The 20,283-nt window shown below is 43.0% G+C and carries 10 protein-coding genes; 6 read left to right on the forward strand and 4 right to left on the reverse strand.

Features of this window, described 5'->3' with window-relative positions; all coding sequences use genetic code 11:
• Positions 1-6 precede the first annotated feature (6 nt).
• The 5 genes from P3L56_RS02560 (at position 7) to P3L56_RS02580 (ending at position 5,210) form a co-directional block, all read left to right on the forward strand.
• Entirely contained in the window at positions 7-2,427 is a 2,421-nt protein-coding gene (locus P3L56_RS02560) for a DMSO/selenate family reductase complex A subunit (RefSeq protein WP_272686173.1), read from the forward strand.
• The gene (locus P3L56_RS02565) at positions 2,424-3,062 is read left to right on the forward strand and encodes a DMSO/selenate family reductase complex B subunit (RefSeq protein WP_042848441.1); all 639 of its coding nucleotides are present in this window, start codon (positions 2,424-2,426) and stop codon (positions 3,060-3,062) included. Before P3L56_RS02560 ends, P3L56_RS02565 begins: the two co-directional genes overlap by 4 nt.
• On the forward strand, positions 3,059-3,958 hold the full coding sequence (locus P3L56_RS02570) for a dimethyl sulfoxide reductase anchor subunit family protein (RefSeq protein WP_042848439.1): 900 nt from the start codon (positions 3,059-3,061) through the stop codon (positions 3,956-3,958). Before P3L56_RS02565 ends, P3L56_RS02570 begins: the two co-directional genes overlap by 4 nt.
• Before the next feature lie 37 nt (positions 3,959-3,995).
• The gene (locus P3L56_RS02575; RefSeq protein ID WP_042848437.1) at positions 3,996-4,562 is read left to right on the forward strand and encodes a molecular chaperone TorD family protein; all 567 of its coding nucleotides are present in this window, start codon (positions 3,996-3,998) and stop codon (positions 4,560-4,562) included.
• A gap of 192 nt (positions 4,563-4,754) precedes the next feature.
• Complete coding sequence (locus P3L56_RS02580; protein ID WP_071547663.1) at positions 4,755-5,210, forward strand: DoxX family protein; 456 nt, start codon at positions 4,755-4,757, stop codon at positions 5,208-5,210.
• Positions 5,211-5,297: 87 nt separating this feature from the next.
• On the opposite strand, the gene P3L56_RS02585 is transcribed toward P3L56_RS02580, so the two are convergent.
• Genes P3L56_RS02585 through P3L56_RS02595 form a run of 3 tightly spaced genes read right to left on the reverse strand, consistent with a single transcriptional unit; the run spans position 5,298 to position 8,451 of the window.
• On the reverse strand, positions 5,298-6,092 hold the full coding sequence (locus tag P3L56_RS02585; RefSeq protein WP_042848434.1) for a DNA polymerase beta superfamily protein: 795 nt from the start codon (positions 6,090-6,092) through the stop codon (positions 5,298-5,300).
• An 11-nt stretch (positions 6,093-6,103) separates the two neighbouring features.
• The gene (locus P3L56_RS02590; RefSeq protein ID WP_198861114.1) at positions 6,104-7,330 is read right to left on the reverse strand and encodes an RtcB family protein; all 1,227 of its coding nucleotides are present in this window, start codon (positions 7,328-7,330) and stop codon (positions 6,104-6,106) included.
• A gap of 2 nt (positions 7,331-7,332) precedes the next feature.
• The gene (locus P3L56_RS02595) at positions 7,333-8,451 is read right to left on the reverse strand and encodes a slipin family protein (protein WP_166685580.1); all 1,119 of its coding nucleotides are present in this window, start codon (positions 8,449-8,451) and stop codon (positions 7,333-7,335) included.
• A 486-nt stretch (positions 8,452-8,937) separates the two neighbouring features.
• On the opposite strand from P3L56_RS02595, the gene rtcR reads away from it, so the two are divergent.
• Positions 8,938-10,518, forward strand: a complete 1,581-nt coding sequence (gene rtcR, locus P3L56_RS02600; protein ID WP_272686172.1) for an RNA repair transcriptional activator RtcR — start codon at positions 8,938-8,940, stop codon at positions 10,516-10,518.
• Between the two features lie 36 nt (positions 10,519-10,554).
• Here the strand turns inward: rtcR and P3L56_RS02605 are convergent, their stop codons facing one another.
• On the reverse strand, positions 10,555-20,283 hold the full coding sequence (locus P3L56_RS02605) for a hypothetical protein (protein ID WP_316927690.1): 9,729 nt from the start codon (positions 20,281-20,283) through the stop codon (positions 10,555-10,557).

Below are 20,283 nucleotides of genomic sequence, written 5' to 3' on the forward strand. Positions count from 1 at the left end.
GTTACTATGAAAAATTACCCAGATCGGAATGATAGCCAAACACATCTGATCGAACCACTAACCCGCCGTCGGTTTATTCAAGGCAGCTCTGCACTCATGGCTGTCCCCTTTATTGCTGCTAAAACCATTGCCTCAACACCAGAAGACTCAGAGATCATCCCTACTAAGCTCATTCAAAACTCAGCGGAACGCATCGTATCAACCTGTAGTAGTTTTGACTGTGGTGGAAAATGTGATATTCGAGCACATGTCAAAGAGGGGGTCGTTACACGCATAAGTACACGCCCTGATGCCGACCTTGATGAAGAGATGCCGATCATGCGTGCATGTGTACGTGGTCGTAGCTATCGAAAATTTGTTTATCATCCAAATCGCTTGAAATACCCAATGAAAAGGGTTGGTAAACGTGGTGAAGGGCGTTTTGAACGTATTAGCTGGGAAGAAGCGACGACGTTAATTGCAGATAATATGCAGCGTATTAATACGCAATATGGCCCAGCATCGCGTTTTGTCAGTTTGAGTACGGGGGTAACAGGCGGTATTTTTTCTGGTGCCAACATGCTACGCCGTTTATTTAACTTAACGGGGGGCTTTCTGGAAAATTACCATTCAGTGAGTAATGGCAATACCATGGCAGTCACGCCATATACTTATGGCACCTCAGCGAGTGGTAGTACCTTAGATACCTTAGAAAATACGCCTTTAGTGATCTTATGGGGGCACAACCCTAACGAAACGATTTTTGGTCATTCAAATCATTATTTCCAAAAGATGAAAAAGAATGGCACTAAATTTATCGTTGTCGACCCGCGTTATTCGGACACCGCATCATCCTTAGCTGATCAATGGGTTCCTATCTTACCCACCACAGACAACGCGATGATGGATGCGATGATGTATGTGATCATCAGCGAAGGCCTGCATGATCAAGCCTTTATTGATAAATACACCATCGGGTTTGATGAACATCAGATGCCTGAAGGTGTCCCCGAGAACGAGTCATTAATAGCTTATTTAATGGGGAAAAAAGATGGAATTGTGAAAACCCCTGAATGGGCAGAGCCGATTACAAAGGTCCCTGCACAGACTATTCGCCAACTCGCTCGTGAATATGCCAATACTAAACCTGCCGCCTTAATGCAGGGCTGGGGGCCTCAACGTCATATTTGTGGTGAGCGCTCAGCGAGAGGGGCGACTTTGTTGGCGACTATTACCGGTAATGTGGGGCGTAAAGGCGGTTGGGCTGCTGGCTACGGTATGGCAGTCACTCCTGATTTACGTAAAACCTTAGCGGGCCCAAGTTTATTTGAGAACCCAGTGAAAGCAAAAATCAATATCACTAATTGGGTTCAAGCCTGTGAAAATAAAGATTTAGTGACCCCTGATAACGGTTTGAAAAATGCAGAAAAACTCGATACCGAAATCAAAATGATTTTTTCATTAGCGGGTAATTATATGACTAATCAGAATCCGGATATTTTGCATGCCGCTAAAGTGCTGGAAGATGAAAGCAAAGTCGAATTTATCGTTTACAGCGATTTATATATGACACCGAGTGCTAAATATGCCGATATTTTGCTTCCTGAAACCAGTTTCTTAGAACGCTGGAACGTCGGGGGCACATGGGGGACGGGTAATTACATTATTTTATCTGAAAAAGTCATCGAGCCTGAATTTGAACGCCGTAGTGACTATGAATGGTTATGTGAAGTCGCAGAAAAGTTAGGAGTAGGTGACGTATTCAGTGAAGGTAGAACAGAAAAGCAATGGATAGAACATCTGGTGAATGATGCGCACAAAAAACGCCCAGAAGATAATATTCCTAGCTTTGATGAACTCTTGGTAAAACGCCGTCATCTATTAAAGCATCAGCCGCATGTGGGGCATGTTGCTTTTGAGAAAAATATCCAAGATATACAAAACCACCCGTTTGAAACGCCATCAGGGAAAATCGAAATTTTCTCTAAACGCCTTTATGAGCGTCAGGATGCGGATATTCCAGCACTATCACATTACGTGCCTGCCATTGAAGGGCCTGAAGATACCCTCACGACTCGTTATCCATTGCAACTAATTACATGGAAAGGCCGTAATCGTGCCAATTCAACGCAATTTGCTAACCCGTGGTTACAAGAAGTACAGCGACAAGAACTGTGGATCAACCCGATTGATGCTAAACGACGAAACATTACAGATGGAGAACGCGTCAAGGTGAATAACGACCGTGGTGTCACCATAGTGCCTGCCAAAATAACTCAGCGCATTATGCCGGGTGTTGTTGCCTTGCAGGCCGGAGCATGGTGGCAGCCCGATGAGAACGGAGTTGACCAAGGTGGTTGTGCTAACGTTTTAACCTCGGCACGTAGTACAGCAATGGCACATGGTAATGCCCATCAAACTTTATTGGTGGAGGTAACTAAAGCATGAGTAAATTCCACGTTTATCCCGCTGTTAGTAACAAACAGTTAGGGTTCTATATTGATTCGGCGCGCTGTTCAGGCTGCAAAGCGTGTCAGGTGGCCTGTAAAGATAAAAATAACCTTGATGTGGGGCGTAAGTATCGCCGTGTTTACGAAGTAACGGGGGGAGAATTTATTGAAAACGGCACGGGAGGGCTGGTGAATAATGTGTTTGCTTATACGTTATCCATTTCATGTAACCATTGTGCTGACCCAATGTGTGTGAAGAATTGCCCAACGACGGCTATGCATAAACGTGAAGGGGACGGCATCGTCATGGTTAACACTGACAAATGCGTTGGTTGTGGAACCTGCGCTTGGTCTTGCCCCTATGGTGCTCCTCAAATGAACCCTGAAACTAAGCAAATGTCGAAATGTGATTTTTGTATCGACTTGCAATTAAAAGGGGAGCAACCCGTCTGCGTCGCGACTTGCCCGTTAGGAGCTATTCAGTTTGGCCCCATTGATGAACTGAGAAAACAGTATGGGGACCAAGCGGATGTCCGTGGGTTACCAGATTCCTCAATTACCCATCCCAATTTAGTGATCCACCCACATCAAGGGGCGGGTCGTACTCAAGACTTACAAGGAGATGCCAAATGAATGAATGGCCATTATTGTTATTCACATTTTTAATGCAAACATCCATTGGGCTGAGTGTGATGTTGGGGGTCTTTGCGAAAAAATTATCCACGGCGTTAGCGGGGAAAATTAACTCACAGTTTTTCTTATGGTATTTATTGGTTGCTTGTGTGCTTGCTGGTGTTGGATTGTTATCTTCGATTACGCACCTAGGCGTGCCACTTAATGCCCCTAATTCACTGTTAAATATTTTCTCGTCTTGGTTAAGTCGTGAAGTGGTACTCACTGCAAGCTACTTTGCTTTTCTTGGGCTGACTTTTTTATGGTTATGGTTCAAAAAGGAATTGTCATATCTGTTGTTAGGGTTAGCCATTATTGCTGGGCTCTGTGATGTGTATGCTATGGCGTCAATTTATCGGTATACATCAATGTTAACTTGGATGAATGATAACACCTATTTGATGTTTTACGGCACGATGCTTACCGCGGGAGCAGCGGGATATTATTTACTCATCAATATGTTATTGCGTTTTAATGTTGGTTCACTTGATGTGCAAATTCCAGTCCGAGGGTTGTGGATATTATGGGCAGTTATTGCTCTTAGCTTATTAGCGCGTTTAGTTTATCAGCCTGCATACGAAAGCTATTTATTACACACTGGCTATCATAATGAATCTATTACCTTTCCTATTGATTCTATCCGTGCTTATCAAGGAATTTGGTCATTACGCATAGGGAGTTGGTTAATTGGCATATTGGCTATCGTGGTTTTAGGGTATGGGGTTTATCGCCAAGTTCGGCAAACAACGCTGGGTATTCATGCATCAGCGAGTCAGGTTTATTTTGCTGTAGGCTGTGTTGCCGCTATTGTTGCTGAATTTCTGTTACGTTACTGTTTTTATACTATTCATCTTTAAATGAATAACCGCTATTACCTAGGAAATAACCCGTTGTATGATCCATTTTTCACACTATGCAGCAGCATTTAATATATTGGGTACTTGTTATTTATTTTCACCAGAGGACGACGCAGCTGATTATGCTATTCATTTTTTCAAGCTCGATGATTTTGCCTCTCAGTGGCCCTGTAAAATAAGTTCTCAGCTTAGCCGCCGTATTACGGAGTCACTTAAAATAGATATCGCGACGTTAAATACTCAGTGGACAGCGCTATTTATTGGGCCAAATGCATTACCAGCCCCACCATGGGGCTCGGTATATTTAGACCCTGAAGGGGTATTGCAAGGCTCATCAACAGCGGCGTTAAGTGATTTTTTAAAACGTGAGCGTTTGACGGTACAAACACCTTATCCAGAACCGTCAGACCATGTTGGTTTAATGTTATTTCAAGCGGCGGTTTTAGCTTCACAAGTGAGAGAAGAGGCATTAAAAGAATTATTGCATGAACATTTAGAAAGTTGGTTACCACAGTTTTCTGAGCAATTAAATCGAACAAACCAGAGCCTTTTTTATAATGCGTTGACTGAGCTTGCTCTGGTCACGGTAAAAAATTGTTCATAAAGTTTTTAATGTTAGGTTTAATTGATCAGTATTTTTGATGTTTAAATCGTTAATTAAACGTAATATTTGAAAGAGTTAAAGGTTAATAAATTATAATTAAATGAAAATTGATTTAGTTATAAGAAATGCAAATTAAAATGATTCTTACTTTATATTTCTAAGCCATAATACGTTTTTAAGTCATACTACTTAATGATGTGCTTAAATATTCTAAGGGGGTATAAAGTGGTCAATCTATGTAATCGTTTATTGTCTCATGAAGATTTAGGAAGGTTGCTATTACGCCTTTCGGTTGGTGGGCTAATGCTGTTCCATGGTATGAGTAAATTATTAACAGGGGCTAGTGGTATTAAGGCATTGCTGGCTTCTTACGGTTTACCTGAATTTATTGCCTATGGGACTATTTTAGGTGAAGTGGTTGCCCCAATTTTTATTATTTTAGGTTTTTTAACGCGTCCATCAGCTTTATTAGTGGCGTTTACCATGGTTGTTGCATGGCTAATGATTGGTTTGGATAAAACTTTTTTACTCGATAAAACCGGCGCTTGGGCTATCGAAAGTATTGTTTATTTCTTCTTAAGCTCGATTGCATTGGCATTTATGGGCGCAGGGAAATTCTCAATTATGAAGAACCCATGCTGGCGGTAATATTATTTTTCTTAAGTGTTTGACATTGCCTTTAAAGAAAGACCATCAAAAATATTCTGATGGTCTATTTTTTTGAATAACCAATAGCTAGTTATTTTCTAATACAACTGTACGGAAAAAACTATCTAGTAAACGGCTATCACGGCAAGCGGGTTCAGGGAATTGCATTCGCTCTGCATTAGTCATAGTCTCTGATACGAGTTGGTCTATAGCTGGCCGTCTCGCACCATAATGACTTTCGTCAGATTGGCTTTTTATCGCCAACAACTCATTAATTTCTAATCGTACTGATTTATCTGAGACTGTTGCAGTCACCAATTCTGAAAATGCCATTGGAGGCATGTTTTTACTTTTTTCTATCCAGTGTAATGCTAATACAGCACGCAATAGGTAAAAGTATTTTTTCAGTTTAACTTGTTTGCCTTTAAAATCAGTATGTAAATTGCGCTTACTTATTGATAAATAATGATAACGTGATTTTAGTGGCGAATAAAATTGTGCAGCCAGTTGCTCCAGTTGAGTAAAAAATGCCTCATCCTTAAAATACACAATGGGTGAGTGTAGCCACTCGATTAATGCGGGGTTTGAGTTTCGCATTAATTTCAATGCTTTAGAAAGCTCCCAACCCGACACATCTAACTCATCATCAATTGGTTTCTCTATCACATCGCGTTTTTTATCCAATGTTAGGTACCAATCAAGTTTGTGAACATAGATAAACCGGACGTCATAGTCGCTATCGCGGGAGGCAAAGCCCCAACCGCGACTACCCGACTCACACGCAAAGAGTATTTTAACGTGGTGAGTTTCTTCTATTTCTTTAAGTGTTTTACCTATCCGTTCTTTCATCAGCACGGATATACTTTCATGGCTAGTTTCCATGCTTTCTCCTTTTATCCCTTTACACATACTACTTGGCGTAGGGTATGAACAATTTCTACCAGTGAGGACTGCGCAGCCATCACCGCATCAATGTCTTTATAAGCCATCGGTATTTCATCAATCACATCACTGTCTTTTCGGCACTCAACATGGGCCGTCGCTATTTTTTGGTCACTTACAGAGAAACGTTTTTTAGCCTCTGTCCGGCTCATGACCCGTCCTGCACCATGGCTGCATGAACAAAAACTTTCTTCGTCACCTAAACCGCGCACAATAAAACTTTTCGCCCCCATTGACCCTGGAATGATCCCCATTTGGCCTTTTCGTGCAGATACCGCGCCTTTTCGGGTTACCAGTACTTCTTCACCAAAGTGCTGTTCTTTTTGCACATAGTTATGATGGCAATTTACGGCTTCTTGTTCTGTGATAAACGGCTTTGGAATTTCACGTGATAGTGCTTCCAATACGCGGTGCATCATTACTTCACGGTTATGGCGAGCAAAGTCTTGCGCCCAACCCACTGCTTCCATATAGTCATTAAAGTGCACACTACCTTCTTTAAAGTAAGCAAGGTCTCTATCCGGCAAATTGGCGATATGCTGTTGCATATCTTTTTGTGCCAGCGTGATAAACAAGTTACCTATCGCATTTCCCACCCCGCGTGACCCGCTATGTAGCATTACCCATACACGGTCTTGTTCATCTAAACACAGTTCAATAAAGTGGTTCCCCGTTCCTAATGTCCCTAAATGTTTGTAATGATTAGTGTTACGTAGTTTTGGGTATTTATCACAGATACGTTTAAAATCTTCATCCAAGTGCGCCCAGTGGGTATCGACAATATCCGGTGTACGATACCAAGCCCCTTTATCACGTCCATGGCGGTGGGTTGTTCGACCATGTGGTACCGCCGCTTCGATAGCGAAACGAATATTTTGCAGGCTATCTGGTAAATCAGCCGCTGTTAATGATGTACGCACGGCAATCATCCCACAGCCAATATCCACGCCAACTGCCGCAGGGATAATCGCCCCTTTGGTTGGTATAACACTTCCTATCGTCGAACCTTTTCCAACGTGTACATCAGGCATTACCGCAAGGTGCTTAAAAATAAACGGCATTTTAGCGGTGTTTTGTAGTTGTGTTACCGCTTTCGGGTCTACAGGCACGCCGTTGGTCCACATTTTTACAGGCACGCCATTTTCTTGAATTAATTGATTAAAGTTATTGTTATTCATTGTTATTCCTTAATTTTTACCAATCCGTTTAATACTTGATCTAACCCACCATAAACGGAAATTTGGTCGATTCGATGTGCGATACTTTCTAAGGTTTCAAGTTCTTTTAAACGCAGCGCAACTGGGTTGTTTTCCATCACTTTTGCGGTATTTAACAGTGAACGAGTCGCGGCGGTTTCTTCACGGCGGCGGATCACGTTAGCTTGTGCCGATTTTTCGGCTTCAACGACTTGAGATAAAATAGTGCGCATATCCCCCGGCAAAATGATGTCTTTTACACCGATACTATCGATTTCTAAGCCAAACTCAACGACGCACTGCGCGACTTGAATCAACATCAACTCATCAATTAACTGCTTGTTTTCTAAAAGTTCATCTAAGGTTCGGGTACCCACGATTTCTCGTATTGAAAACTGCAATTCACGATATAAATGCTCTACAGGCTGGCTCAGTTTTGAGAATGCCAGCAAAACATCGTGATAGCGCCAGTTGGCACACAGGTTGATGCGTAATGTGACTTTGTCTTTGGTTAAAATCTCTTGTCCGCTAACTTCTAATGATTGTAAGCGAGTGTCTATTATCTCAACTTCCGGTTTGTGGTTGATTTTCCAATAACCGTAAGTTCCCGGTTGTAATAAATCTTGTATCTCACCATCAATTTTTAGCATACCGACATGCCATGCAGGTACCTGGCTAATTAAGGCCAACTCATTGCCTTTAATGCGTTTTTTACCCATCAGACGTGCAACGAATACAGAGTCAATAACGCTATTTTCTAGCGACTGCGGCTCCACTTTTAAATTATTGCTATTTTTCCAATACAACCGACGGCTCGCTGGTGGCAGTATTTCTGTCAAACTATTGTGCAAGTATATAAAACCAATCTCGTCATCAGTCAAAGCGATGTCAATACAGTGATCATCAACCCAATCAGGGTGAAATTGGCGTAAGTGGTCTGCCAGTTTTTCATCAATAGGTTCGTTATCAAGTGTGAACAATGACACCGTCAATTGATTAAACCAATCGTTTAAACGGTGCTCACCCGCAGTCAGTAATTGTTTAAAATCCCCATTTTTAGCGGTCAATGCGATTTGTCCTTGAGCGATATTTATTTTTTTCATTATTTTTCCTTTTTCAATATTTATCCGGCACTGAAGAAAAAAGCGAAGTGGTGAGGGGAAAAGTAGAGTGCCAAAATTGGCTGTCTAAATTTCTGCTCATCACTCGGCAAAGCTCTCGAGTGGCGGTTTCAAGCTTAACTTCTGCTTAGTTTTATACAGTTGGATTTGTATTTTTTTCAGGAGTCGAACCTGATAGCTAGGCTATTACCAAGGTATCTTACTGACGGCGGCATACAGACCATGTAGTGACTGAGTCACCATGTCTGCACCGGTTGAACTCGAAGTTCAGACAATTTCCGGCAGTGGATGAAGATATAATTGCCAGAAGCGTGCCAACTTTTATTAAAGTAAGTTAAAAAATTTTATATTATTGAAAAATAACAAATAAATATATCTGGTTAAATTTTACTAACATTACCAAGAGAAATGAATTAGGCTATTTATTATCTTTTTATATCGCACTTTATAAATTTATATAAACTCATCATGAATAAGAAACGCAAAGTGGTCATTGGTGTATTGGGCACAGTACTCGATAGAAGAGGCAAAAAAGCCAATCGCTGGACAAAATGGCGGCCAACGGTTGGCCTTTGCCAACAGCCTAATTTGGATATTGGTCGTTTTGAATTACTGCATCAGGTGAATGACTATGGCATGGCGCACCGGGTGAAAGAGGACATTGAACAAGCTTCTCCCAATACGGAAGTGGTACTGCATGAGGTGGATATTGCTGACCCGTGGGATTTTGAAGAGGTTTATACCTCATTACTGGATTTTTCTTCGCATTATCAATTTGATACTGATAATGAAGAGTATCTGGTACATATCACTACGGGTACCCATGTGGTGCAAATTTGCTGGTTCTTATTAACCGAGGCTCATTACCTGCCTGCGAAGTTAATTCAAACCTCCCCAAGCCAAAAGGAGCGGGAGAAAGACCCTGCCGGTATTCATGCGGTGATAGACCTTGATCTTAGCCGTTACGCCCATATCACCAGCCGTTTCCAAACAGAGCAGCAACAGCAGGTTTCGTTTTTAAAATCGGGTATTGCCACCCGCAACGCGGCATTTAATACCATGATTGAGCAAATCGAACGCGTCGCACTACGCTCTAAAGCCCCGATTTTACTCAATGGGCCAACGGGGGCGGGGAAGTCTTTCTTAGCTCGGCGAATTTATCAACTGCGTGAAAGCCGCCATCAAGTTAAAGGGCGATTTGTGGAAGTAAACTGTGCAACGCTTCGTGGTGATAACGCTATGTCGACGCTGTTTGGTCATGTAAAAGGGGCGTTCACAGGGGCAATTAACCCAAGGCGTGGGTTACTGAAAGAAGCGGATGGCGGTATTTTATTTCTCGATGAAATTGCGGAACTTGGGCTAGATGAACAAGCAATGCTATTGAAAGCCATTGAGGAGAAAAGCTTTTTTCCTTATGGTTCAGATGAAGAAATTCACAGTGACTTTCAATTAATTGCAGGGACTCACCGTAATTTGGCGCAGCAAGTGGAAGAGGGCAAATTTCGTGAAGACTTATTTGCCCGTATCAATATGTGGACATTTGCCTTACCGGGCTTACGTGACCGCCGTGAAGACATCGAACCGAATATTGATTATGAATTAGCCAAATTTTGCCAAGACCAACAAAGCCAAATTCGTTTTGATAGCGAAGCTCGAAACGTTTATGTGAAGTTTGCCTGTTCCCCTCAAGCCCATTGGCGTGGAAATTTCCGTGAGTTGGGTGCCTCCATTAACCGAATGGCAACGTTTGCTGAACGCGGGCGTATTACCAAAGCGGTAGCCGAAGAGGAAATTGGCCGTTTGCAAGCTCAATGGCAGTCAAAATCAACCAATACATTACCAAAGCAAATTGGCGAAATTGATTTATTCGACCAGCAACAGTTAGCAACCGTGCTGGAAGTTTGCCGGCGTTCATCTTCTTTGTCAGAAGCGGGGCGTGAGCTGTTTGCCATTTCACGGCAACATAAAAAACAGCCAAATGATGCAGATAGGCTGCGAAAATATTTGGCAAAGTTTGGGTTAGATTGGGATGGGGTGAGAAAGGGATAAAAAGAAAAACCCCCGCCGAGGCGGGGGGAGGGTGAGTTAAGGTTTAAAGGCGCAGACAGCGGTATTGTCCCAAAATCTTACACCGGAGTTGCTGTCAAAAGGTAGTAGGCCACCCTCTACAATAGATAGCAAAGTACGATCATGGGTAGAACTTTGGTCATGCTTAACTACGATATACGGAATTGCGAAGATGCTGGATTGATATCTTTGTAGGTTCCCCCATTCAGGGATGATTGAACCTGTTTGTCTTGCGAAGTTTGAAGCAAAATCAGTAACAGTGGAAAGAGTTCCTCCGTTGATTTTACAGTGCTCTTCAGGCGTACTCGCTTTAGATGAGCGGAGATCCAACCAAATGTGGGGGGTAATACTAAATTTGACAACCCCATCATGGCCAACACCTGATTTTGCACGAGCTGTGATTTCTGCCGTCCAAGAAGAACTTGGTTTTTTGTTGAAAGTGACTACGCCATTGTTATTGACTGTGAGCCAATTTTTAGATACCTGCCAGTTATAATCCGATGGCCTTCCAACAGGTACCTTAATGGTAAAGGTTGCATCTTTGAATCCGAATTTAGGGAAACCACTGTTGAATTCAAAAGTATGTGGGTTAATATGAGTCTCCAGCTGTACTTTTCCATAAGCGGTAAAGGTGAATGTCGGTGGTCTGTTTGTTGCACCGATGGAGTCTTTATCTATTTCAACAATCGCTGTGCCTTGTTTGTCACTGGATATATCAATGATATAAGTCCCTTTGGAATTAGAGAGTTCCTTCATGTTATCATTATACAAAGCCGCACCTTTTACCTTAATTGTAGGGAATTGGTCGGTAATCAGGCTACCAGCAGCATCTTTTAGCACTAATTGGATAGTGGCTATAGAGTGACCACGTTTATCAATATCGCGGTTAACAACGGAGAACTCACTGCGACCAGTTCTAAATACCGGGACACCAACGGCTACCTCTACATCTTGGGTGTGTGAGAGTGAATTGACACTGACTTTAATTTTCTTTGTCACTAGGGTATTAAATACAATGTTTGCTGTGTAGCTACCATCCTTATTATCTGTCCAAGATGAAGGGGAGGTATTATTTTGCGTATCTGAAATAGTGACATCGGCCATTTGGACGCCAATAACGCCATTCCCATACATATCAGCTAAGGTTACTGTTATTGATGTATTTTCACCCATTTTAACCTTCTTGGGTACAGTTGACTTGACTGTTTTGACATGGCTAGGGCCACTTAATGGCTTAACTGCTACTGTATGGCTAGATGGTACATTATTAACTTCTGCTATTAACGAGTGGTTTCCTAGCTTATTTAATTGGACATCAGTCGTATAAACGCCATCTTGTGTGCTATTCCACATTAAGGTTTGTGTAGGCAAGGTCACTAATACATCAGTTAAGGTGATATCCTTTGCATCTACCTTGGTAACAGGATTGCCATATGTATCTTTTAGGGTTAAGGACAGTGTTACCTTAGTGCCCGGTGTGATTGATTTTGCTGGTGTTGAAAGTGTCGCAGATTTCACATTCGCAGCACCTGTTAGGGAGTTCACCGTAATTTCGTTGGTTGGAGCGGATACCGTATTCACGGTGGCGGTTAACGTATGCTTACCGACTAATGTCAGTGGAACCTTGGCTTTATAAACGCCATCTGATGCCATGCCCCATGCAATACGGCTACTATCAATTTTTTGTTTATGGCTATCTATTAAAGCAATATCCGAGCCATTGACGCCAATCACAAAGTTATCGTGCTTATCTTTTAACACTAAGGTTAATTCAACGTCTTGCCCAGCCTTGAGTGACGTTGTTTTTACCGTTAAGTTAGCTTTTGCTACTTTATCTTGGCCACTTGGATGAGCGACTGTCAGGGTTTGAGCAAGGCTATAGTATTTATTCACCCTTGCCTGCAATGACCCAGTGCCGACGTTGTTAAATGGCAGCGATGCAGTATAGGTTCCATTCGTAGAAGATGACCAGTTTGGACTGAGTGTCGTATTACCATAAGTTATGGTGATGTCACCGTCCGGCACCTGACTAACGTTGTTACCATACATATCGATAAGTGATAGGGTTAATGTGACTGAATTGCCAACGGTTATTGTTGAATTGTCCAGAGCCAATGTTGCATTATTCACATGGCGAGTGCCACTGAATGATTCAACTTTCACGGTATCATTAGACAGCACATTCTTAACTGAGGTCGTTAATGTGTGGCTTCCTACCTTATTTAACTGGACGTTAGTCGTATAAACGCCATCTTGCGAGCTATTCCACGTTACGCTTGCTGTAGGCAAGGTCGCGAACGCATCAGTTAAGGAAATATCCTTTGTGTCGACCTTGGTGACCGGGTTGTCATATTTATCTTTTAGGGTTAAGGATAGTGCTACATTAGTACCCGGCATGATTGATTTTGCTGATGTTGAAAGTGTCGCAGATTTCACATTCGCAGCACCTGTTAGGGAGTTCACCGTAATTTCGTTGGTTGGAGCGGATACCGTATTCACGGTGGCTGTTAACGTATGCTTACCGACTAATGTCAGTGGAACTTTGGCTTTATAAACCCCCGCTGATTCCATGTTCCAAGCAATGCTACTGCTATCAATTTTTTGTTTGCTATGGTTATCGACTAAAGTAATATCCAAGCCATTGACGCCAGTCACCAAGTTTTGGTATTGGTCTTTCAGTGTTAAGGTTAACTCAACATTTTCACCTGCACTAACCATGCTGGTATTTGCTGATATGTCCGCTGTTTTTACCACATCCTTTCCGCTTGGATAGGTGGCTTCCACGGTCTGTATACGACTTGGCTGGTTGTTTACAACCGCTTTGAACTGGTAATTACCCATGGTTTCTAACCGTTGTTTGGTGGTATACACGCCATCTTGTATGTTAGCCCATGTCGTCTTGACGGCTTTTTGGTTGTTGGTGAATTGAATATCGTTAGTATCGACCTTGATAACCCCATTATCAACGCTATCGGTTAGGGTTAATGTTAAGGTGACTTCTTTACCTGCTTCAATGGTGCCTTCTTTGGTTTCAAGTCGGGTTTTATGGACATGACTTACCCCTTCGGCAGGTGAAATGGTTAGCTCAAGCTTATCGCTGAGCATTTTATTTGCCACCACTTGAATTGATTGCTTGTGTAGCTTGTTCATAATGACTTCTTGAGTATATAGCCCATCGCTGACTTCTATCCATGCGGTAGTTGGTTGTAGATTAGTCAGTAAATTCAATGCGTTTTTTGCACCAGTGAGTTTGTTATCGAACTTATCTCTTAGCGCAACAGTTAGAGTGACTTTATCACCTGAATTTATTGTGGTGCTTTGAGCGTTGTGAGTAATAAAAATCGTCTCTAATGAGCGCCTTAACCCATCTTTATCATAAGAAGTGATTGGGACCGCTATAGGGGGATTAACGACCCATTCGGCAGTTTTTGATAGCCCGTTAACTTCCACCATTATCTGATAACTGTTAGCTTTAGCGGCAGGAAGGTGAGCTGTATACCCGTTCAATATATTTTTTTCCGTAAATATAATGTTCTGTTTTTGCCCATTAATTTTCACGGTGATATCACTACTCAGGACATTGTTAACAGGGTTTCGATATTGGTCAGTTAAGTGAATTAAGAACGATGATGCTTCCCCTGCTTCACTTCTGGCTATCGGTGAAATGGCGATTGCCGTCACCGCATCTTTACCCGATGGTGAATTGACCATGACATTTGTTATATCTGTAAACTGGCCAATTTCAGCCTTTAGCTTATGTGTTTTAACCTTAGTGAGCTTGATGCTGGTGGAGTAGATACCTAAGCCATGGAGATCTTCATCCCAGACAGTGGGTATGGTGTTGTTACTTTCAGTCAGCGTGATCTTATGATTATCGAGTTTAATAACTGGATTGTCATTTATATCAGTTATTTTTAGCGATAACGTGACTTTACTGCCTGCGGTAATGGTGCTTAAGTTTGTTGTTAGTTTAACTTTATTTATATGACTTTGGTTGGTTGACGGCTGCGCATCAACCAATACATTATGACTTTCTATTAGATTAACGGTTGCTTTCAGCGAGTGGACCCCTACGGTAGAAACCGTTGTTGGTGCAGTATAGATACCATTTCCTTGTGGCGTCCAGATTAAACCCGTTAGGTTTTTCTTAATATGCGTATCATTAATGGTGATATCTTTAGCGGTGATCCCGCCAACACCATTATTCCATTGGTCTAATAATGTCAGAGTCAGTTCTGTTTTACTTCCCACTGTCAGTTGGTTAGTGCTGGCGTTAAGCTGAACGGTTTTTACCTGTGTTGGGCCGGTTAGTGCGTTGACGCTAACGGCAAGTGGTGTGCTTGCTTGGTTGTTAACTCGACTTACAAAAGTGTTTCTCCCTTGTTTATGTAACGGGAGTGTGGTGGTGTAAACCCCTGTGCCTATTTCTTGCCAAGAGAGTGCAGAGATAAGCGTATTATTATGCTCTAATCGAATATCGCTAGCCTGTACCTTTTCAACACCGTTACCATGGCTATCTGTCAATGTTAATTGTAATTCGACGGAATCGCCGACCATAAACGTCTTGCCAGTCTCCTTTAACTCCACACTGTGAACGGCAGATTTACCTTCTGGGGCATTAACTTGAATGGTTTGTGATTGGGAAATGTTATTGACGGTTACTTGTAACGTATCTGTCCCTACTTTACTCAACAACAACTCCGTGGAATAGCTGCCATCTGCGTTATCCTGCCATTTTACAGAGCTGGCTTGTTTTGTCTTGGTCATAATGCCGCGACTAACACCGATTAGCTTATGATCAAAATGGTCAGTTAAGGTGACTGTGAGTTTTAGTTTATTACCGGCTTGCTGATGAGTTATCTGTATAGGGTCAAATTGTACGTTCTTCACCACGCCGCGTGAGTCTGTCGCCCCCGAGCCATCAGGTTTATCTGCGAGAATAGCTTTTGGTTTTTCCACTGTGAGGCTTATAGTGTCGGATATTTTGTTAATTTTAATCCTAAAGGTGTATTTCTTTGCCTGTAGGGTTGGTAATGTGAGAATATAGTTACCATTAGCCAATTGAGAGACGTTGAAGGTAGTCCCAATATTATTTATGACGTCAAATGACACTTGATTAATATTGGCGACTGGGTGACCGTTTTTGTCTGTCATGGAAAGCACCAGTGTACCGCCTACGCCCGCTAACATAGGTACAGGCATGGACGACAGAATTTTAATCTGGGAAACCTTGCTATCCCCTTCAGCATGCCCGACATCAATCTTAACCAGATCACTTTGCGAACTGTTAACCTTAGCGACTAAGTGGTCTTCACCCAATGCCGTTAACATTAAGTCCGCAGTGTAGGTCCCATCTTTGTTATCAACCCAAAGCACATTGCTAGTTTGGTTGTGGGTTAATTCAATATTTTTAACGTCAATACCACTTAGAGGGTTATCAAACGCATCTTTCAAGGTCAGCGTTAGTTTTATCGTATCCATTGATTTGAGGTTGGCGGCGGTTTTTATGGCCAGTTCAGCGGTATTAACCACACCTATCTGACCCTGAACCCCAGAGCCATCGTGATGGGTTGCTTTGGTGACCGTTGCAGCGTTTACCACCCAGGTTTGTGTTACTGTGTGTGTATTCGCACGAACTTCAACTGTATAGCTACCGGCTTTTTTAGGCGGTAAGGTGGCGGTGTAAGCCCCTTTTGAAGTTAAGGATTCAGTGAAAATGGCGTCTATCAGTGCACCATTGAGCGTGATCTTAAAGTCATCAGCAATTTGCGTGACACCATGTTGATTGATATCAAGGGCTTTCACCATTAGGGTTGGCGAGTGACCTGCTGCTGTTGGGGCAATAGGGCTAAGCTCCAGTGTGCTAATTTGCGCCACTTGGTTGGTATTTTGTACGTCAACAGTGATAGCTTGGCTTGCTATTGAGTTTACTGTGGCTTTCAGTGTATCAGGCCCCAGTTTATTTAACGGCAATGTTGCTGTGTAGTTGCCGTTATTGTGATCTACCCATGCCACACTGCCCATTTGGCTATGTTGTAGCGCAATATGTTTACTGCTAACTCCCTTGAGTGGGTTGTGGAAGGCATCTTTTAAGCTGACGGTCAGTTGCACATTCGCGCCAGATGTTAACGTTGTGTTTGGTGCACTTAGTACCACGCTGCTAACAACACCTTGCTTGTCTTTTATGCCACTGCCATCTGTCGTTGCGGTAACGGTATCGGCTTGTGCCACGTTTAGCGTTTTTGGCTTGGATTTTAGCCCATTGGTAGAAATAACCACCTCATGAGCACCACTGAGTTGCCCCGCTAATGTTCCTGTGTAGCTGCCATCCGCTTGTTGATTGACGTTAATTTTTTTCGGTTTAAGCTGATCGATTGCGACCTCAACCTGTTGGATGCCGTCAACCGGGTTCCCTTGAACATCGGCTAAGGTAAACGTTAAGGTACTTTCTGCCCCTGCGCCTACAGAAGGGGTTATATGGGTGATAACAACCTTGTTGATGTGTTTATCTCCTTGTGTTTTTTTCACGTCAATCTTAACCGGATCACTTTGCGAACTGTTAACCTTAGCGACTAAGAGGTCTTCACCCAATGCCGTTAACATTAAGTCCGCAATGTAGGTCCCATCTTTGTTATCAACCCAAAGCCCATTACCGGTTTGGTTGTGGGTTAATTTGATGTTTTTAACATCAATACCACTTAGAGGGTTATCAAACGCATCTTTTAAGGTCAGCGTCAGTCTTACACTATCCCCTGATTTCAGGTTTTGAGTTGATACCGCTGTGAGCTCGGCGGTTTTGACCACGCCGCGTGCACCCTGCGTACCCGTTCCCGAGGTGTTGGTTGCCGTGATGACAGAAGCCACATTAACTTCCCACGTTTGCTGTGCGGTTTGTTTATAGGCAGTCACTTTAACCGTATATTTACCGACTTTTTGCGGTGGCAAGGTCACGGTGTAAGCCCCTTTTGAAGTTAAGGATTCAGTGAAAATGGCGTCTATCAGTGCACCATTGAGCGTGACCTTAAAGTCATCAGCAATTTGCGTGACACCATGTTGATTGATATCAAGGGCTTTCACCGTCAGTGTTGGCGAGTTACCTGCTGCTGTTGGGGCAATAGGGCTAAGCTCCAGTGTGCTAATTTGCGTCACTTGGTTGGTATTTTGTACGTCAACAGTGACAGCTTGGCTTGCTATTGAGTTTACTGTGGCTTTCAGTGTATCAGGCCCCAGTTTATTTAACGGCAATGTTGCTGTGTAGTTGCCGTTATTGTGATCTACCCATGCCACACTGCCCATTTGGCTATGTTGTAGCGCAATATGTTTACTGCTAACTCCTTTGAGTGGGTTGTGGAAGGTATCTTTTAAGCTGACGGTCAGTTGCACATTCGCGCCAGATGTTAACGTTGTGTTTGGTGCACTTAGTACCACGCTGCTAACAACACCTTGCTTGTCTTTTATGCCACTGCCATCTGTCGTTGCGGTAACGGTATCGGCTTGTGCCACGTTTAGCGTTTTTGGCTTGGATTTTAGCCCATTGGTAGAAATAACCACCTCATGAGCACCACTGAGTTGCCCCGCTAATGTTCCTGTGTAGCTGCCATCCGCTTGTTGATTGACGTTAATTTTTTTCGGTTTAAGCTGATCGATTGCGACCTCAACCTGTTGGATGCCGTCAACCGGGTTCCCTTGAACATCGGCTAAGGTAAACGTTAAGGTACTTTCTGCCCCTGCGCCTACAGAAGGGGTTATATGGGTGATAACAACCTTGTTGATGTGTTTATCTCCTTGTGTTTTTTTCACGTCAATCTTAACCGGATCACTTTGCGTGCTGTTAACCTTAGCGACTAAGAGGTCTTCACCCAATGCTGTTAACATTAAGTCCGCAGTGTAGGTGCCATTTTTGCTATCTGTCCAAACTGGAGCCAGTCGTTGGTTATGGGTAAGCTTAATTGCTGAGGTATCAACCCCTACCAGTGTGTTATCAAACGCATCTTTTAAGGTCAGCGTTAGTTTTATCGTATCCATTGATTTGAGGTTGGCGGTGGTTTTTATGGCCAGTTCAGCGGTATTAACCACACCTATCTGACCCTGAACCCCAGAGCCATCGTGATGGGCTGCTTTGGTGACCGTTGCAGCGTTTACCACCCAGGTTTGTGTTACTGTGTGTGTATTCGCACGAACTTCAACTGTATAGCTACCGGCTTTTTTAGGCGGTAAGGTGGCGGTATAAGTCCCTAGTTGTTGGCTATCTTCAGTGAAAGTTAGGTGCTGTGACGCACTATCAAGTGAAACTTTAAGGTTATCAGCAATACCCGTGATGCCATGGTTATTGATATTAACGGCTTTCACTGTCAGTGTTGGCGAGTGACCTGTAGCTGTTGGGGTAATAGGGCTAAGCTCCAGTGTGCTAATTTGCGTCACTTGGTTGGTATTTTGTACGTGAACAGTGATAGCTTGGCTTGCTATTGAGTTTACTGTGGCTTTCAGTGTATCAGGCCCCAGTTTATTTAACGGCAATGTTGCTGTGTAGTTGCCGTTATTGTGATCTACCCATGCCACACTGCCCATTTGGCTATGTTGTAGCGCAATATGTTTACTGCTAACTCCCTTGAGTGGGTTGTGGAAGGTATCTTTTAAGCTGACGGTCAGTTGCACATTCGCGCCAGATGTTAACGCTGTTTTTGATGCACTTAGTACCACGCTGCTAACAACACCTTGCTTGTCTTTTATGCCACTGCCATCTGCCGTTGCGGTAACGGTATCGGCTTGTGCCACGTTTAGCGTTTTTGGCTTGGATTTTAGCCCATTGGTAGAAATAACCACCTCATGAGCACCACTGAGTTGCCCCGGTAATGTTCCTGTGTAACTGCCATCCGTTTGTTGAGTGACTGAAACAGAGATTGGTGGGTGCTTATCGATTTTCACCGTTACGTCATCGATGCCATTGACAGGGTTACCCTGATCATCGATTAATGCAACCACAAAGGCGCTGTTTGCTCCTGCTGCAACTTGGGTAACATCAGTAATGTTGATTTGTTGGATAGCCTTGTTGTCTGCTTGCGCGGAGACATAAATGGAAACGCTCTGGCTTTGTTCTTTATTCACGGCGATAAAGAGCTGGTCTTGACCTAATTTTGTCAGCTTTAATGCCGCGGTATAGGTGCCATTTTTTCTATCTGTCCAAACTGGAGTCAGTCGTTGGTTATGGGTAAGCTTAATTGCTGAGGTATCAACCCCTACCAGTGTGTTATCAAACGCATCTTTTAACGTCAGTGTCAGTGTTACATTATCCCCTGATTTAAAGCCTTGAGCCGGTGCGATTGTGAGCTCAGCGGTTTTTACCACGCCATGTTCACCCTCTGCGCCATGCTTATTGTTGGTGATGGCGTTTGGTGCGCTGACGTGTAAGGTTGATTCTGTTGAATGAATACCACCAACCGTAACCTTTATTTTATGATCGCCGGATTTTTGACCTGAAAGCGATGAGGTGTAGATCCCCGTGTTTTTGGTTTTTTCAGTGATATTAATTAACGTTTCTACACCATCAATAGAAAGGATTGCACTACCGTTCACTCCTGTGACAGGCAGGGAGTTTGCATCAGTTAATACAATCGTGATGGTGCTGTTTTTACCTGCTGCTGGGCTAGGTAGCTTGTTAATTTCGACCTTATGAATTTGAGTTGCACCCGTCGCATTATCGACGTTAATTTTCAGCGGTGAACTGTCTTTCTTATTTACGGTAACCAT

It is taken from the genome of Providencia sp. PROV024 (assembly GCF_032709665.1).
Taxonomy (GTDB): Bacteria; Pseudomonadota; Gammaproteobacteria; order Enterobacterales; family Enterobacteriaceae; genus Providencia; species Providencia huashanensis.